Source organism: Acidiphilium sp. 34-64-41 (assembly GCF_002282635.1).
Lineage (GTDB): Bacteria > Pseudomonadota > Alphaproteobacteria > Acetobacterales > Acetobacteraceae > Acidiphilium > Acidiphilium rubrum.
Genome location: NZ_NCJX01000021.1, coordinates 18,979 through 32,554, shown reverse-complemented (window position 1 = coordinate 32,554; position 13,576 = coordinate 18,979). Strand labels below are relative to the sequence as shown.

The 13,576-nt window shown below is 60.7% G+C and carries 25 protein-coding genes; all 25 read right to left on the bottom strand.

Annotated features, from left to right (window positions below):
* Window positions 1–57: 57 nt before the first annotated feature.
* A complete protein-coding gene (locus B7X49_RS06525) occupies window positions 58–741 on the bottom strand; it encodes an adenylate kinase (RefSeq protein ID WP_286702449.1) in 684 nt (227 codons plus the stop codon).
* Entirely contained in the window at window positions 738–2,087 is a 1,350-nt protein-coding gene (gene secY / locus B7X49_RS06520; RefSeq protein ID WP_029312072.1) for a preprotein translocase subunit SecY, read from the bottom strand. Before secY ends, B7X49_RS06525 begins: the two co-directional genes overlap by 4 nt.
* Before the next feature lie 165 nt (window positions 2,088–2,252).
* Window positions 2,253–2,738, bottom strand: a complete 486-nt coding sequence (gene rplO, locus B7X49_RS06515) for a 50S ribosomal protein L15 (RefSeq protein ID WP_286702448.1) — start codon at window positions 2,736–2,738, stop codon at window positions 2,253–2,255.
* Window positions 2,735–2,944, bottom strand: coding sequence for a 50S ribosomal protein L30 (gene rpmD / locus B7X49_RS06510; protein WP_029312070.1), 210 nt, complete (start codon window positions 2,942–2,944; stop codon window positions 2,735–2,737). The genes rplO and rpmD overlap by 4 nt, the downstream gene beginning before the upstream one ends.
* Complete coding sequence (gene rpsE / locus B7X49_RS06505; RefSeq protein WP_035228985.1) at window positions 2,937–3,509, bottom strand: 30S ribosomal protein S5; 573 nt, start codon at window positions 3,507–3,509, stop codon at window positions 2,937–2,939. Before rpsE ends, rpmD begins: the two co-directional genes overlap by 8 nt.
* A gap of 12 nt (window positions 3,510–3,521) precedes the next feature.
* Window positions 3,522–3,884 (bottom strand): 50S ribosomal protein L18, encoded by a 363-nt coding sequence (rplR, locus tag B7X49_RS06500; RefSeq protein WP_029312068.1) that lies wholly within the window; start codon window positions 3,882–3,884, stop codon window positions 3,522–3,524.
* Window positions 3,884–4,417 carry a 50S ribosomal protein L6 gene (gene rplF / locus B7X49_RS06495; protein WP_286702447.1) on the bottom strand — a complete coding sequence of 178 codons (534 nt, stop codon included), beginning with the start codon at window positions 4,415–4,417 and terminating at the stop codon, window positions 3,884–3,886. Before rplF ends, rplR begins: the two co-directional genes overlap by 1 nt.
* 12 nt (window positions 4,418–4,429) lie before the next feature.
* A complete protein-coding gene (gene rpsH, locus B7X49_RS06490) occupies window positions 4,430–4,828 on the bottom strand; it encodes a 30S ribosomal protein S8 (RefSeq protein ID WP_029312066.1) in 399 nt (132 codons plus the stop codon).
* 12 nt (window positions 4,829–4,840) lie between these two features.
* Window positions 4,841–5,146 (bottom strand): 30S ribosomal protein S14, encoded by a 306-nt coding sequence (rpsN, locus tag B7X49_RS06485; protein ID WP_029312065.1) that lies wholly within the window; start codon window positions 5,144–5,146, stop codon window positions 4,841–4,843.
* A gap of 117 nt (window positions 5,147–5,263) precedes the next feature.
* Entirely contained in the window at window positions 5,264–5,818 is a 555-nt protein-coding gene (gene rplE / locus B7X49_RS06480) for a 50S ribosomal protein L5 (protein WP_029312064.1), read from the bottom strand.
* Window positions 5,819–5,828: 10 nt separating this feature from the next.
* Complete coding sequence (gene rplX, locus B7X49_RS06475) at window positions 5,829–6,149, bottom strand: 50S ribosomal protein L24 (RefSeq protein ID WP_029312063.1); 321 nt, start codon at window positions 6,147–6,149, stop codon at window positions 5,829–5,831.
* A 1-nt stretch (window position 6,150) separates the two neighbouring features.
* Window positions 6,151–6,519: a 50S ribosomal protein L14 gene (gene rplN / locus B7X49_RS06470; RefSeq protein ID WP_029312062.1), complete on the bottom strand. Its 369-nt coding sequence runs from the start codon at window positions 6,517–6,519 to the stop codon at window positions 6,151–6,153.
* A 1-nt stretch (window position 6,520) separates the two neighbouring features.
* Window positions 6,521–6,796, bottom strand: a complete 276-nt coding sequence (rpsQ, locus tag B7X49_RS06465) for a 30S ribosomal protein S17 (RefSeq protein WP_029312061.1) — start codon at window positions 6,794–6,796, stop codon at window positions 6,521–6,523.
* Window positions 6,797–6,809: 13 nt separating this feature from the next.
* A complete protein-coding gene (gene rpmC / locus B7X49_RS06460) occupies window positions 6,810–7,016 on the bottom strand; it encodes a 50S ribosomal protein L29 (RefSeq protein ID WP_029312060.1) in 207 nt (68 codons plus the stop codon).
* Between the two features lies 1 nt (window position 7,017).
* Window positions 7,018–7,434 carry a 50S ribosomal protein L16 gene (gene rplP / locus B7X49_RS06455; RefSeq protein ID WP_029312059.1) on the bottom strand — a complete coding sequence of 139 codons (417 nt, stop codon included), beginning with the start codon at window positions 7,432–7,434 and terminating at the stop codon, window positions 7,018–7,020.
* Between the two features lie 15 nt (window positions 7,435–7,449).
* On the bottom strand, window positions 7,450–8,127 hold the full coding sequence (rpsC, locus tag B7X49_RS06450) for a 30S ribosomal protein S3 (RefSeq protein WP_029312058.1): 678 nt from the start codon (window positions 8,125–8,127) through the stop codon (window positions 7,450–7,452).
* Complete coding sequence (gene rplV, locus B7X49_RS06445; protein WP_051657367.1) at window positions 8,127–8,606, bottom strand: 50S ribosomal protein L22; 480 nt, start codon at window positions 8,604–8,606, stop codon at window positions 8,127–8,129. The genes rpsC and rplV overlap by 1 nt, the downstream gene beginning before the upstream one ends.
* A 1-nt stretch (window position 8,607) precedes the next feature.
* Window positions 8,608–8,886, bottom strand: coding sequence for a 30S ribosomal protein S19 (gene rpsS / locus B7X49_RS06440; protein WP_029312056.1), 279 nt, complete (start codon window positions 8,884–8,886; stop codon window positions 8,608–8,610).
* Window positions 8,887–8,889: 3 nt separating this feature from the next.
* Complete coding sequence (gene rplB, locus B7X49_RS06435) at window positions 8,890–9,723, bottom strand: 50S ribosomal protein L2 (protein WP_286702446.1); 834 nt, start codon at window positions 9,721–9,723, stop codon at window positions 8,890–8,892.
* Between the two features lie 10 nt (window positions 9,724–9,733).
* Window positions 9,734–10,030, bottom strand: a complete 297-nt coding sequence (locus B7X49_RS06430) for a 50S ribosomal protein L23 (RefSeq protein WP_286702512.1) — start codon at window positions 10,028–10,030, stop codon at window positions 9,734–9,736.
* A gap of 41 nt (window positions 10,031–10,071) precedes the next feature.
* Entirely contained in the window at window positions 10,072–10,731 is a 660-nt protein-coding gene (rplD, locus tag B7X49_RS06425) for a 50S ribosomal protein L4 (RefSeq protein WP_286702445.1), read from the bottom strand.
* 4 nt (window positions 10,732–10,735) lie between these two features.
* Window positions 10,736–11,410 carry a 50S ribosomal protein L3 gene (gene rplC, locus B7X49_RS06420; RefSeq protein ID WP_286702444.1) on the bottom strand — a complete coding sequence of 225 codons (675 nt, stop codon included), beginning with the start codon at window positions 11,408–11,410 and terminating at the stop codon, window positions 10,736–10,738.
* A gap of 17 nt (window positions 11,411–11,427) precedes the next feature.
* Window positions 11,428–11,736 carry a 30S ribosomal protein S10 gene (gene rpsJ / locus B7X49_RS06415; protein ID WP_029312051.1) on the bottom strand — a complete coding sequence of 103 codons (309 nt, stop codon included), beginning with the start codon at window positions 11,734–11,736 and terminating at the stop codon, window positions 11,428–11,430.
* Between the two features lie 102 nt (window positions 11,737–11,838).
* Entirely contained in the window at window positions 11,839–13,026 is a 1,188-nt protein-coding gene (tuf, locus tag B7X49_RS06410) for an elongation factor Tu (RefSeq protein ID WP_029312050.1), read from the bottom strand.
* Window positions 13,027–13,090: 64 nt separating this feature from the next.
* Window positions 13,091–13,567 (bottom strand): 30S ribosomal protein S7, encoded by a 477-nt coding sequence (rpsG, locus tag B7X49_RS06405; RefSeq protein WP_029312049.1) that lies wholly within the window; start codon window positions 13,565–13,567, stop codon window positions 13,091–13,093.
* Window positions 13,568–13,576 lie beyond the last annotated feature (9 nt).

The following is a 13,576-nucleotide window of genomic DNA, read 5'->3' as shown; positions in this document are numbered from 1 at the left end:
TGGGAGTCAATCAAATGACATCAATTTTTCGTGATGTCCCCGCGATAGCTGTTCCGATCAGTCCGCAGACATCGCAACCGGCGCCGGAATCCCCGCCGCGCGCAATGCCGCCTCGATCGCAGCCGTCACATCATCCATATCCGCCATGCCATCCACCTCATAATAGATGTGACGACCCTGGTAATACGGCACGATCGGCGCTGTCTGGCGGTTATACGCGGTGAACCGCTGCTTCACCGTCACCGGGTTGTCATCCGGCCGCCTGATGAACTCGGTCGAGCCACATTTGTCGCATACGCCGGCCTTCGCGGTCGGGTGCATCGAGTCGTGATACCCGGTGCCGCATTGCGCACACGTAAACCGCCCGGCAATCCGCTCAACCAGCACGTCCTCATCGACCTTGAGCAGAATCACAGCCCGCAGATCCTGCTTCTCCGCCGCGAGCATCGCGTCGAGCGCCTCGGCCTGCGGCACCGTGCGCGGAAACCCATCGAGGATAAAACCATGCCGGCAATCAGCCAGCGCCAACCGGTTGCGCAGCATGTTGATGATCAGATCATCCGAAACAAGCTCGCCAGCCTCCATCACCGACTTCGCGATCTTGCCCAGTTCGGTCCCGGCCTTGACCTCGCCGCGCAGCATGTCACCCGTGGCAATCTGCCCGACGTGATAGCGCTCCTGCAAAATCTTCGCCTGGGTCCCTTTGCCGGCGCCAGGCGGGCCGAGGAGAATGATGTTCATCTGGTTCGTGTCCTTCCGCGGCCTTTTCTGATCAGGCCTTCATATTGATGTGCAAGCAAATGTGACTGGATCTGTGCGACCGTATCCATCGTCACTGAAACCACAATCAGCAGCGATGTGCCACCAAAATAATAGCCCGCGGCCAGATCGAACTGCCCGATCAAAAATTGTGGAATCAGACACACGATCACCAGATACCCCGCCCCGATCGTGGTCAGCCGGGTCAGCACGGTATCGAAATACTTCGCGGTATTCGCCCCCGGCCTGATCCCCGGCACGAACCCGCCGTATTTCTTCAGATTATCCGCGGTCTCCTCAGGGTTGAACACCACGGCGGTGTAGAAATACGAGAAAAAGATGATCAGCCCGGCGTACAGAATCATATAACCCGGCTGCCCGTTCGACAGCTGCCGCGCCAGAAACTGCAACCACGCCGGCCCGGTGCCATGGCTGAACCCCACGATCGTCGCCGGAATCAACAACAGCGAGCTGGCAAAAATCGGCGGAATCACGCCCGAGGTGTTCACCTTCATCGGCAGATGCGAGGCATCGCCACCAAACATCCGGTTGCCCACCTGGCGTTTCGGATACTGGATCAGCACCCGCCGCTGCGCGCGCTCCATGAACACCACGAACGCCACGACAACCAGCGCCATGATGAAAAACCCGATCACGAACCCGGTCGAAAGCCCGCCCGTCGCACCCAACTGCAACACGCTGGCAATCGCGCCCGGAAACGCCGAGACAATCCCCGAAAAAATGATCAGGCTCGACCCGTTGCCGATCCCGCGCGAGGTGATCTGCTCACCGATCCACATCAAAAACACCGTGCCGCCGGTCAGCGTGATGATCGTCGTCACCAAAAAGAACCCGCCCGGCTCGATCACCGCCGGCCCGACCGCGCTGGTGATATGCTCAAGCCCGAGCGCAATGCCATAGGATTGCGCGAGTGCGATGAACACCGTCAGATACCGCGTATATTGATTGAGCTTCTGCTGCCCCGAAGCGCCCTCTTTTTTCAGCGTCTCCAGCGTCGGCACCGCCGCCTGCAACAACTGCATGATGATCGAGGCCGAAATATACGGCATGATGTTCAGCGCGAACACCGTCATCCGCCCCAGCGCGCCGCCGGTGAACATGTTGAACATGCCCAGCACGCCGCCCCCGTTCTGCGCGAGCATGTGCTCCATCACCGTCGGATCGACGCCGGGGATCGGAATATAAGTCCCCAGCCGGAACACGATCAGCGCACCCAGCGTAAACCAGATCCGCCGTTTGAGATCGGTCGCCTTCGACAGGGTTTCGAGATTGAAACTCGATGCAAGCTGTTCAGCAGCGGAAGCCATGAATGATCCCCAAATAACAACGGCGCCTCATGCGGATGAGACGCCGTTGCTTATATGCGTTGCACTAGAGACGGCAAGAACCAAATGCGCTCGCCGCCTTTCGCTGCCCTTTGCGAGAAAGAGCCGTTCTTTTTTGTAAAAAAGAACCAAAAAACTCTCGATAATTTAGGCAGCTACCGCTTCGGCTTTCGCCACCAGCGTTTTTACCGTGCCGCCAGCCTGCTCGATCGCCGCGATCGCCGTGGCCGATGCACCGGACACTTCGATCTCGACCTTGGTCGAAATCTCGCCGCGCCCGAGCAGCCGCACGCCCGACAGCTTCGAACCGGCATACACGCCCGCCGCCCGCAGGTTTTCCTCGGTGATCGGCGCCGAAGCGTCGAGCTTGCCGGCCGCGATCAACATCGCCAGCGTGCCCACGTTCAACGGCGCATAATCCTTGCGGTTCACATTGGTGAAGCCGCGCTTCGGCATACGCCGATAGATCGGCAGCTGACCACCCTCGAACCCGTTCAGCGAGACGCCTTCACGCGCCTTCTGACCCTTGACACCCTTGCCGGAGGTCTTGCCCTTGCCCGAGCCGATGCCACGGCCGAGCCGCTTCGATTTCAGGCGCGCACCCTGGTTGTCGCGCAGTTCATTCAGATTCATGGCTCAGTCCCTGGGGTCAATTCCTCGACCTTCAAAAGATGCGCGACCTTCTTGATCCGCCCCATGTTCTCGGGCGTCGTCGCCAGTTCGCGCGTGGAATGCATGTGGCGCAGCCCGAGCCCGACCAGAGTTTCCTTCTGGCCCGGCTTGCGCCCGATCGCCGACCCGGTCTGGGTGATGCGAACGCGTTTGATCGGATCAGACATCGGCCGCCACCTCTTTCTCACGCTTGGTGCCGAACAGATCCGCCACCTTCTTGCCGCGCCGCGCCGCAACCGTGCGCGGGCTCGCGCAATTCGCCAGCGCCGCGACCGTGGCCTTCACCATGTTGTGCGGGTTCCGGCTGCCGAGCGATTTGGCAACCACGTCGCCAATCCCCAGCGTCTCGAACACCGCGCGCATTGGCCCACCGGCAATAATCCCGGTACCCGCCGGCGCCGAACGCAACACCACATGACCCGCGCCGTAATGGCCCTCGATGTCATGATGCAGCGTGCGGCCTTCCTTCATCGGCACCCGGATCATGCCGCGCTTGGCACGCTCGGTCGCCTTCCGGATCGCCTCGGGCACTTCCTTCGCCTTGCCGGCGCCGAAACCAACGCGACCCTTCTGGTCACCAACCACCACCAGGGCAGCGAACGCAAACCGGCGTCCACCCTTCACCACCTTGGCGACACGGTTGATGGTGACGAGCTTGTCGATCAGCTCATCGCCGTCCCGGTCCCGCTCGCGCTCGCGGCCACGACCGCCGTCTCGTGCTTCACGTGCCATGCGCTATGCTCCTCAGAAGTCCAAACCGCTCTCGCGAGCGGCATCGGCCAAGGCTTTCACCCGGCCATGATATTTATATGCACCACGATCGAACGCGACCTTGGTGATCCCGGCCTCTTTGGCGCGCTCGGCAACCAGCTTACCCACCGCCGCCGCAGCAGCCCGGTCAGCACCGGTCTTCAGATCGGCCTTCAACCCGGCATCGAGCGACGATGCCGCGGCGAGCGTACGCCCGGCCGCATCATCGATCACCTGGGCATAAATATGCTTGCCCGACCGGAACACCGAAAGCCGCAGCCTCCCGCCCGATTTCTGCTTCAGCTGGTAGCGCAGGCGCTGCCGGCGCCGCACTTCATTGTCATATGTCGCGGTCATTACTTCTTCTTGCCTTCCTTACGCCGGATCGCCTCGCCCTCGAACTTCACGCCCTTGCCCTTGTAGGGCTCCGGCGGACGGAAGGCGCGGATCTCGGCACAAACCTGACCCACCAGCCGCTTGTCGATCCCCTCGACCTTGATCAAGGTCGGCTTCTCGCAGGATATCTTGATGCCGGGGGGCACCGCAAACACCACATCATGCGAAAACCCCAGATTCATCACCAAATTCGAGCCCTGCACCGAAGCGCGGAAACCCGTCCCGGTGATTTCCAGAACCTTCGCATAACCCTTCGAAACGCCCTCGACCATGTTGGCCACATTCGCGCGCGTGGTGCCCCACATCATGCGTGATGCGGCTTCCTTGTTGCGCGGAATCACCGCCAGCTTGCCGTCCTCGATCTTCGCCTCGACCCGCTCGGACACCGGCATGGTCAACTCGCCCAGCTTGCCCTTGGCGGTCAGAATGCCATCGACCACGGTGATCGAAACGCCCTGCGGCAGCGGAACCGGATATTTACCTACACGTGACATGATGCTGCCTCCTCAGAATACGCGGCAGAGCACTTCACCACCAACATTGGCAGTGCGCGCTTCGACATCGCTCATCACGCCGCGCGGCGTCGACAGGATGGAGATCCCCAACCCGGCATAAACCCGCGGCAGTTCCTTGATCTTCGAATACACCCGGCGGCCCGGGCGGGAGATCCTGGTAATCTCCTTGATCACCGGTTCACCCTCGTTATACTTCAGCTCGATGCGCAGCTGCGCCACACCAGGGCGCAGATCCTCTTTCGAGAATCCGCGAATGAACCCCTCGCGCTTCAACACTTCGAGCACATTGGCCCGCAGATGCGAGGCCGGGGCGACACACATCGTGTGGCGCGCGCGCTGCGCATTACGGATACGGGTGAGCATGTCACCCAACGGATCAGACATCGACATGGCTTGCCCTCCTTACCAGCTGGCCTTGACCATGCCGGGGATCTGCCCGGCACTGGCCAAGTCGCGCAACGCGATGCGGCAAAGCTTGAATTTACGATAGTTGCCGCGCGAACGGCCGGTCAGCTCGCAACGCAGACGAACCCGCACCGCCGCACCATTGCGCGGCAGCTGCGCCAGTTTCATCGTCGCATCGAAACGGTCCTCAACCGGCAGGGTGCGATCCATCACGATCGCCTTCAGCACCGCGCGCTTGCCCTTGTCGCGCGCCGCCATCTTTTCCCGCCGCTTATTCCGATTGACCTGAGAGGTCTTCGCCATCGTCTTCTATCCTCCGGAACCTGTCAGCACCTGCCGACGGTTTTCCCTAAAAACTGTGTACGCGTCCAACCCACCTCGCCGAAACATCTCCCCCGGGCACCAACCCGGGCGATCCGCTCAAACGAAGGGAATGCTGAACCCCTTGAGCAGTGCCTTCGCCTCGGCGTCGTTCTTCGCCGTGGTGACAAACACAATGTCCATACCGCGCACGGTATCGACCTTGTCGTATTCGATTTCCGGAAACACGATCTGTTCCTTCATGCCCATGGCGAAATTGCCACGGCCATCGAAACCCTTACCGGAAATCCCGCGGAAATCGCGCACGCGCGGCAGAGCGATCGTGACCAGACGATCCAGAAACTCATACATCCGCGCCCGGCGCAGCGTCACCTTGCACCCGATCGGCAGACCCTTGCGGATCTTGAACCCGGCGATCGCCTTTTTCGCCACGGTCTTGACCGGCTTCTGCCCGGCAATCAGCGTCAACTCCGCCACCGCCTGGTCGAGCTTCTTCTGATCGGCAGCCGCCTCGCCAACACCCATGTTGATGACGATCTTTTCCAATTTCGGAACCTGCATCACATTCGTGTAGCCGAATTCCTTCTGCAACGCCTCGCGCACCACATCGTGGTAATGCTGGTGCAGCCTCGTCTTGGCACTGGCCTCGCTCATGATACTACCCTCAACCGTCGATCACGGAATCGCTCTTGCGCGCGACCCGGACCTTGCGACCGTCCTCGAGCGTGCGAAAGCCGATACGCGTGGCCTTCTTCGTCTCAGGATCGATCAATGCGATATTCGACAAATGGATCGGCATTTCCTTGCTGATAATGCCGCCCGGCTCGCCCATGCCGCGCGCCTTGGTATGCTTCTTCGCAACCGCCACACCCTGAACCACAGCCTTGTTCACGGTCGGCAACACGCGCAGCACTTCACCCTGGCGGCCCTTGCTGGCGCCGGAAATCACGACCACCTGGTCGCCCTTGCGGATACGTGCAGCCATATTACAGCACCTCCGGAGCCAGAGAAATGATCTTCATGAACTTGCGCGCGCGCAGCTCACGGGTCACCGGCCCAAAAATACGCGTGCCGATCGGCTCCATCTGCTTGTTGATCAGCACGGCAGCATTGCGATCGAACCGGATCACGCTGCCATCGGCCCGGCGCACCGGATAAGCGGTTCGCACCACCACGGCCTGATGCACATCGCCCTTCTTGACCTTGCCGCGCGGGATCGCGTCCTTGATCGACACGACAATGACATCGCCGACCGAGGCGATCCGGCGCTTGGAACCGCCCAGCACCTTGATGCACTGCACCCGGCGTGCGCCGGAATTGTCAGCAACATCCAGATTGGATTCAACAATAATCATATCAGGCCACCTGTGCTTCGGCTGAGGCCGGGGTCAGGGACTCGCCATTTCGTGCTGTCACCAGCCACGCCTTGCGCTTGCTGATCGGCGGGCATTCCTCGATACGCACCAGATCACCGGTGGCGCAGATGTTTGCCTCGTCATGCGCCGCGTATTTCTTCGAACGGCGGATGAATTTCTTGTACAGCGGATGCATGATGCGACGCTCGACAAGAACCGTCACGGTCTTGTCCATCTTGTCACTCACGACCCGCCCGGTCAGGACGCGCTTCGGCATAACTCGTAACCCCTCAAACCTTGGCCGAAGCGCGAAGGCGCTCAGCCATAATCGTCTTCACCCGTGCCACGTCACGGCGCGTCTTGCGCATCTGGCTGGTATTCTCCTGCTGGCCGGTGGCCCGCTGGAACCGCAGATTGAGCTGTTCACGCTTCAGATCGAGCAGAAAATCATTCGTCTCATCCGGCGTCTTGACCCGGATATCAGCTGCCTTGGTCATCTCACGCCTCCCCGATGCGGGTAACAATCTTCGTCTTGATCGGCAGTTTCGCCGCACCCAGCGTCAACGCCTCACGCGCGATACCTTCGGCCACGCCGTCGATCTCGAACATGATGCGACCCGGATGCACCCGCGCCACCCAGAACTCCGGGCTACCCTTGCCCGAGCCCATACGCACTTCGGCCGGCTTTGTCGAAACCGGCAGATCCGGAAAAATCCGGATCCACACGCGGCCCGCACGCTTCATCTGACGGGTGATCGCACGACGCGCCGACTCGATCTGCCGCGCGGTAATCCGCTCCGGCTCCATCGCCTTCAGCCCGAACGTGCCGAAGTTCAACTGAGTATTCCCCTTGGCCAGGCCGTGGATACGGCCCTTGTGCGCCTTGCGGAACTTGGTTCGCTTTGGTGACAGCATAGTCTCAATCCTCGCTTAACGCTGCGGCGCTTGTTCGGCGGCCCGGCGGTCCTGCGCAAGCGGATCATGACCCATGATCTCGCCCTTGAAGATCCACACCTTCACGCCGCAGGTGCCATAAGTCGTCTTGGCCGTCGCAGTGCCGAAATCGATATCGGCGCGCAACGTGTGCAACGGCACCCGGCCCTCACGATACCATTCCATCCGCGCAATCTCGGCACCGCCTAGGCGGCCACCGCAATTGATCCGAATGCCCTGCGCACCCAGCCGCATCGCGGACTGCACCGCCCGCTTCATCGCCCGGCGGAACGCCACGCGGCGCTCGAGCTGCTGGGCGATGTTCTGTGCGACCAGCACAGCATCGATTTCCGGCTTGCGGATTTCGACGATGTTCAGCGACACCTCGGCCTTCGCCATCACCGACAATTCCTTCTTCAGAACGTCGATATCCTGGCCCTTCTTGCCGATCACCACGCCAGGGCGCGCCGCATAAATCGTCACGCGCGGCTTCTTCGCCGGGCGCTCGATCAGCACCTTGGAAATGCCGGCGCCCGACAGCCGCGTCATCAAATGCTCGCGCAGCTTCAAATCATCATGCAGCAGCTTGGCATAATCGGTGCCCGCAAACCACCGGCTGTCCCAGGTGCGGTTGATGCCGAGCCGCAGCCCGATCGGATTGACCTTGTGACCCATTACGCCTGCGCCCCTTCAATGACCGGACCTTCTGCGCCGACCGGCCGGTTACGACCCGCCGCACTCACGCCCCGCGCGCTGCTCGCACGCTTTTCCGCCTTCGTGATAATATCGCGTTCAGCGACCACGATGCGCAAATGGCTGAACCATTTCTCGACCCGCGCCGCCTTGCCACGACCACGCGCCTGAAACCGGCGCATCACGATGCCGCGGCCGACTTCCGCCGTGGTGACGACCAAACGATCGACATCGAGCTGATGATTATTCTCGGCATTCGCCACCGCCGACTGCAACAGCTTCTTCACGTCCTGGGCGATCCGCTTCTTGCTGAACGTGAGTTCGGCAATCGCGCGGCCGGCCGGCAGGTTGCGAATCGAGGTCGCAACGATGTTGAGCTTGCGCGGGCTGACGCGAATATTGCGCAACACCGCCTCGGCTTCGGTTTCCGCCAGCATGCGGGGATGATTGGGCTTGCTCATATCAGCCTCGTTTCGCCTTCTTGTCGGCCGAATGGCCGGTGAAACTGCGGGTCGGCGAGAATTCGCCGAACTTGTGGCCGACCATGTTCTCGTTGACCTGAACCGGCAGAAACTTCCGGCCATTGTAAACGCCGAACGTCAAACCGACGAACTGCGGCAGAATGGTCGAGCGGCGCGACCAGATCTTGATGATCTCGTTGCGGCCCGAAGCGCGCGAGGTCTCGGCCTTGGCCAGCATATACCCGTCAACGAACGGGCCTTTCCATACGGAGCGTGTCATCGATCAGCCCTTCCCGACCTTACGGCGCCGGATGATCAGATCATCCGTCCGCTTGTTCGAACGTGTCTTGTAACCCTTGGTCGGCTTGCCCCACGGCGTCACCGGATGACGGCCGCCAGAGGTCCGGCCTTCACCACCACCCAACGGGTGATCGACCGGGTTCATCGACACGCCACGGTTATGCGGCCGCCGGCCCAGCCAGCGATTACGCCCGGCCTTGCCGAGTTCCTGGTTCGAATGATCCGGGTTCGACACCGCACCGATCGTCGCCATGCACTCGCCACGGATCAACCGCAGCTCACCCGACATCAGCTTGACCTGGGCATAGCCCTGATCCTTGCCGACCAGCTGCGCAAACGTCCCCGCCGACCGCGCCATCTTGCCGCCGGCGCCCGCCTTCAGCTCGATGTTGCAAATGATCGTGCCGACCGGAATGGCAGACAGCGGCATCGCATTACCCGGCTTGATGTCGACCTTCAGGCCAGAAACCACCTGATCGCCAACCTTGAGCCGCTGCGGTGCCAGAATGTACGAAAGCTCGCCATCGGCATATTTCACCAGCGCCAGGAACGCCGACCGATTCGGATCATATTCCAACCGCTCGACAATCGCCGCCACATCGAATTTGCGACGCTTGAAATCGACCAACCGGTAAGTCCGCTTATGTCCACCACCCCGGAAATAGCTGGTGGTGCGACCATGATTGTTGCGCCCGCCGGTAGAGTGCTTGCCTTCGGTCAAACCCTTGACCGGCTTGCCCTTCCACAATTCCGAGCGATCGATCAGGACGGTGCCGCGCAGGCTCGCCGTGACCGGTTTGAAATGTTTCAATGCCATCGGTTTCGCCTTACGCCAGACGCGTCGTGAAATCGATCGACTGGCCTTCGGCCAACGTCACGAACGCTTTTTTCAGATCAGACCGCTTGCCCGGCCGACCCTTGAAGCGCTTCGCCTTGCCCTTCTGGATCAGCGTGTTCACGCCAGTCACCTTCACGCCGAACAACCCCTCGACCGAGGCCTTGATCATCGGCTTGGTCGCATCGATCGCAACCTTGAACCCGACCTGATTCCGCTCGGACAGCGCGGTCGCCTTCTCGGTGATCAGCGGTCCGCGGATCACATCGAACATCGCCTCGCGCGACAACACGGGCTTCTTTGCCGCCGGTGCCTTGCTCACACTGGTGCTCATGCCGCGATCTCCTCATGCGACGCTTCGCTGTGCGGAACTTTCCCCGCCAGGCGCAGCTTCAAACCCTCAAGACCGGCCGTCGTGATCGCCAGAATATCATGGTGCAAAATGTCATACACATTCGCCCCCACCACCGGCAGCACATCGATCCCGATCAGATTACGGCTCGCCCGCGCAAACCCATCGTCAACCACAGAATCAACGATCAAAGTCCGGCCCCAGCCAAGCTTCTTGATCTTGAGGCTCAGCTCGGACGTCTTGGCAACACCCGCAACCGTATCCAACACGACCAGCTTGCCCTCGAGCGCCTTCTGCGACAGCGCAAAAATCAACCCAAGCCGGCGTACCTTCTTGTTCAGCGAATACCCATGATCCCGCACGACCGGACCATGCACCACACCACCGGTACGGAACTGCGGCGCGCGCAACGAACCCTGGCGCGCATTACCCGTACCCTTCTGGCGAAACGGCTTCTTCGTGGTGCCCTGCACCTCGCCCATGCCCTTGGTCTTGTGCGTGCCGGCGCGGCGCTTCGCCAACTGCCAATGCACCACACGCGCCATGATATCCGGCCGCGGCGCCATGCCGAAATACTCTTCCGGCAGTTCGATCTTGCCGGCGGTCTCGGCTTGCAGATTATAAATATCGTATTCCATCGTCTCAGCCTTTCAACGCGGCAGGATAGGCCGCATCGGCCGGACGGGCTTTCTTCACCGCGTCACGCACAAACACATAGCCGTTCTTCGCACCGGGAATGCCGCCCTTGATCATGATCAGGCCGCGCGCCTCATCGACCGCCGCGATCTCGAGATTCATCGTGGTGATCCGCTTGTCACCCAGATGACCCGCCATCTTCTTGTTCTTGAAGGTCTTGCCCGGATCCTGACGATTACCGGTCGAGCCCAGCGAACGATGGCTGATCGAAACGCCATGCGAGGCTTCAAGACCAGCAAAGTTCCAGCGCTTCATGCCGCCGGCGAACCCCTTGCCCTTGCTGATGCCCGCGACATCCACCTTCTGGCCCGCCGCGAAATGCGTGGGCGACAGCACCGCACCGGTTTCCAACACGGCATCATCCGCCACGCGGAACTCAACCAGCTTCATCGCCGGCTCGACCTTCGCGTTCGCATAATGACCCTTCATCGGCTTGGACACGTTCTTGGTCTTGGCATGGCCAAACCCCAGCTGAACCGCCGCATAGCCGTCGGATTCCACAGTCTTCGCCATCACCACCCGCACGTCGTCCATGTGCAGAACGGTGACCGGCACATGGGTGCCGTCATCCCTGAACAACCGGGTCATCCCCAGCTTCTTTGCAATAATACCGGTGCGCATCACACTACTTCCAGATATCAGATCTTGATTTCGACATCGACGCCGGCCGCAAGGTCGAGCTTCATCAGCGCGTCAACCGTCTGCGGGGTCGGATCGACAATGTCGAGCAGCCGCAGATGAGTGCGGATTTCGAATTGCTCACGGCTCTTCTTATCGACATGCGGCGAACGGTTGACGGTGAAACGCTCGATATGCGTCGGCAGAGGAATCGGTCCCCGGACCTGCGCGCCCGTCCGCCGTGCGGTGTTCACGATCTCCTTGGTGCTGTTGTCGAGCACCCGGTGATCATACGCCTTGAGGCGAATACGGATATTCTGATTGTCCATCGTCAAAACCTATAGTCGTTACAAAGAGCGGGGGTAGCCTAACCAAAAAACCACCCCGCCCACCGGCCGAAACCGGAAGGCGGAGTCATCTCAAACCAAAGCCTACTTCGTGACTTTCGCAACAACGCCCGAACCAACGGTCCGGCCGCCTTCACGAATGGCGAAACGCAAGCCCTCATCCATCGCGATCGGCGCGATCAGCTCGACATCCACGGTCACGTTGTCGCCCGGCATCACCATCTCGACGCCATCCGGCAAGGTCACCACACCGGTCACATCGGTGGTGCGGAAGTAAAACTGCGGGCGGTAGTTGGTAAAGAACGGCGTATGACGGCCACCCTCTTCCTTATTCAGAATATACACCGAACCCGAGAAATTGGTGTGCGGCGTGATCGAACCCGGCGCCGCCAGAACCTGGCCACGCTCGACATCTTCACGCTTCGTGCCGCGCAGCAGCGCACCAATGTTATCGCCTGCCTGGCCCTGATCGAGCAGCTTGCGGAACATTTCAACGCCGGTGACGATCGTCTTCACCGTGGCCTTCAAACCCACGATCTCGACTTCGTCGCCAACCTTGACAATGCCGCGCTCGACGCGGCCGGTCACCACGGTGCCACGACCCGAGATCGAGAACACGTCTTCAACCGGCATCAGGAACGGCTTGTCGATCGGGCGTTCCGGCTGCGGAATATACGCATCGACCGCCGCCATTAGCTCGATCACGGCCTGCTCGCCGATTTCCTGCTGCTTGTCTTCCAGCGCGCACAGCGCCGAACCCTTGATGATGGGGATATCATCGCCGGGATATTCATATTTGTTCAGCAGATCGCGCACTTCCATCTCGACCAGCTCAACCAGGTCGGGATCGGCCATGTCCATCTTGTTCAGGAACACGACGAGTGCCGGCACGCCAACCTGACGGGCGAGCAAGATATGCTCGCGGGTCTGCGGCATCGGGCCATCAGCGGCCGAAACCACTAGAATGGCACCGTCCATCTGCGCCGCACCGGTGATCATGTTCTTCACATAGTCAGCATGGCCGGGGCAATCGACATGGGCGTAATGCCGGTTCGCCGTCTCGTACTCGACATGCGCGGTCGCGATCGTGATGCCACGAGCGCGTTCTTCCGGCGCCGCATCGATGCTGTCATAGGCGCGGAACGTCGCACCGCCCGACTTTGCCAGCACCTTGGTGATGGCCGCGGTCAGCGACGTCTTGCCATGATCGACGTGGCCGATCGTGCCAATGTTGCAGTGCGGTTTGTTCCGCTCGAATTTAGCCTTGGCCATAGGTATCTCCGTCTCGTATTTGGTTCAGCGCCGCACTCAAAACCGGCGTCAGATGAGTTTCCGTCTACCAGCGATAATGGCTGAACGCCTTGTTGGCTTCGGCCATGCGATGCGTGTCTTCACGCTTCTTCACTGCCGCACCACGGTTGTTCACCGCGTCCAACAGCTCGTTCGACAACCGGTCCTCCATCGTGTGCTCGCCCCGCTTGCGCGCACTCTCGATGATCCAGCGAATCGCCAAAGCCTGGCGCCGCTCGGTCCGCACTTCGACCGGAACCTGATACGTCGCACCACCAACCCGGCGCGACCGCACCTCAATCGCCGGCTTCACATTATCAAGCGCCTCATGAAACATCCGAACCGGATCGGCATTGTTGCCGCCCCGTTTCTTCAAACTGTCCAGCGCACCATAAACAATGGTCTCAGCGGCCGATTTCTTTCCGTCGTACATCAGCACGTTCATGAAACGGCTGATCACCACATCACCGAATTTCGGATCGGGCAAAACTTCGCGCTTGGTCGCGGAATGACGTCTGCTCACAATCTGATC

What these genes read in the sequence shown, in the direction of transcription:
- B7X49_RS06525 (WP_286702449.1), bottom strand. Translation starts at nt 741, where the DNA reads ATGAACATCATTCTCCTCGGCCCGCCTGGCGCCGGCAAAGGGACCCAG.
- secY (WP_029312072.1), bottom strand. Translation starts at nt 2,087, where the DNA reads ATGGCTTCCGCTGCTGAACAGCTTGCATCGAGTTTCAATCTCGAAACC.
- rplO (WP_286702448.1), bottom strand. Translation starts at nt 2,738, where the DNA reads ATGAATCTGAATGAACTGCGCGACAACCAGGGTGCGCGCCTGAAATCG.
- rpmD (WP_029312070.1), bottom strand. Translation starts at nt 2,944, where the DNA reads ATGTCTGATCCGATCAAACGCGTTCGCATCACCCAGACCGGGTCGGCG.
- rpsE (WP_035228985.1), bottom strand. Translation starts at nt 3,509, where the DNA reads ATGGCACGTGAAGCACGAGACGGCGGTCGTGGCCGCGAGCGCGAGCGG.
- rplR (WP_029312068.1), bottom strand. Translation starts at nt 3,884, where the DNA reads ATGACCGCGACATATGACAATGAAGTGCGGCGCCGGCAGCGCCTGCGC.
- rplF (WP_286702447.1), bottom strand. Translation starts at nt 4,417, where the DNA reads ATGTCACGTGTAGGTAAATATCCGGTTCCGCTGCCGCAGGGCGTTTCG.
- rpsH (WP_029312066.1), bottom strand. Translation starts at nt 4,828, where the DNA reads ATGTCGATGTCTGATCCGTTGGGTGACATGCTCACCCGTATCCGTAAT.
- rpsN (WP_029312065.1), bottom strand. Translation starts at nt 5,146, where the DNA reads ATGGCGAAGACCTCTCAGGTCAATCGGAATAAGCGGCGGGAAAAGATG.
- rplE (WP_029312064.1), bottom strand. Translation starts at nt 5,818, where the DNA reads ATGAGCGAGGCCAGTGCCAAGACGAGGCTGCACCAGCATTACCACGAT.
- rplX (WP_029312063.1), bottom strand. Translation starts at nt 6,149, where the DNA reads ATGGCTGCACGTATCCGCAAGGGCGACCAGGTGGTCGTGATTTCCGGC.
- rplN (WP_029312062.1), bottom strand. Translation starts at nt 6,519, where the DNA reads ATGATTATTGTTGAATCCAATCTGGATGTTGCTGACAATTCCGGCGCA.
- rpsQ (WP_029312061.1), bottom strand. Translation starts at nt 6,796, where the DNA reads ATGCCGAAGCGCGTCCTGACCGGGCGGGTCGTGAGTGACAAGATGGAC.
- rpmC (WP_029312060.1), bottom strand. Translation starts at nt 7,016, where the DNA reads ATGACCAAGGCAGCTGATATCCGGGTCAAGACGCCGGATGAGACGAAT.
- rplP (WP_029312059.1), bottom strand. Translation starts at nt 7,434, where the DNA reads ATGCTGTCACCAAAGCGAACCAAGTTCCGCAAGGCGCACAAGGGCCGT.
- rpsC (WP_029312058.1), bottom strand. Translation starts at nt 8,127, where the DNA reads ATGGGTCACAAGGTCAATCCGATCGGGCTGCGGCTCGGCATCAACCGC.
- rplV (WP_051657367.1), bottom strand. Translation starts at nt 8,606, where the DNA reads ATGAGCAAGCCCAATCATCCCCGCATGCTGGCGGAAACCGAAGCCGAG.
- rpsS (WP_029312056.1), bottom strand. Translation starts at nt 8,886, where the DNA reads ATGACACGCTCCGTATGGAAAGGCCCGTTCGTTGACGGGTATATGCTG.
- rplB (WP_286702446.1), bottom strand. Translation starts at nt 9,723, where the DNA reads ATGGCATTGAAACATTTCAAACCGGTCACGGCGAGCCTGCGCGGCACC.
- rplD (WP_286702445.1), bottom strand. Translation starts at nt 10,731, where the DNA reads ATGGAATACGATATTTATAATCTGCAAGCCGAGACCGCCGGCAAGATC.
- rplC (WP_286702444.1), bottom strand. Translation starts at nt 11,410, where the DNA reads ATGCGCACCGGTATTATTGCAAAGAAGCTGGGGATGACCCGGTTGTTC.
- rpsJ (WP_029312051.1), bottom strand. Translation starts at nt 11,736, where the DNA reads ATGGACAATCAGAATATCCGTATTCGCCTCAAGGCGTATGATCACCGG.
- tuf (WP_029312050.1), bottom strand. Translation starts at nt 13,026, where the DNA reads ATGGCCAAGGCTAAATTCGAGCGGAACAAACCGCACTGCAACATTGGC.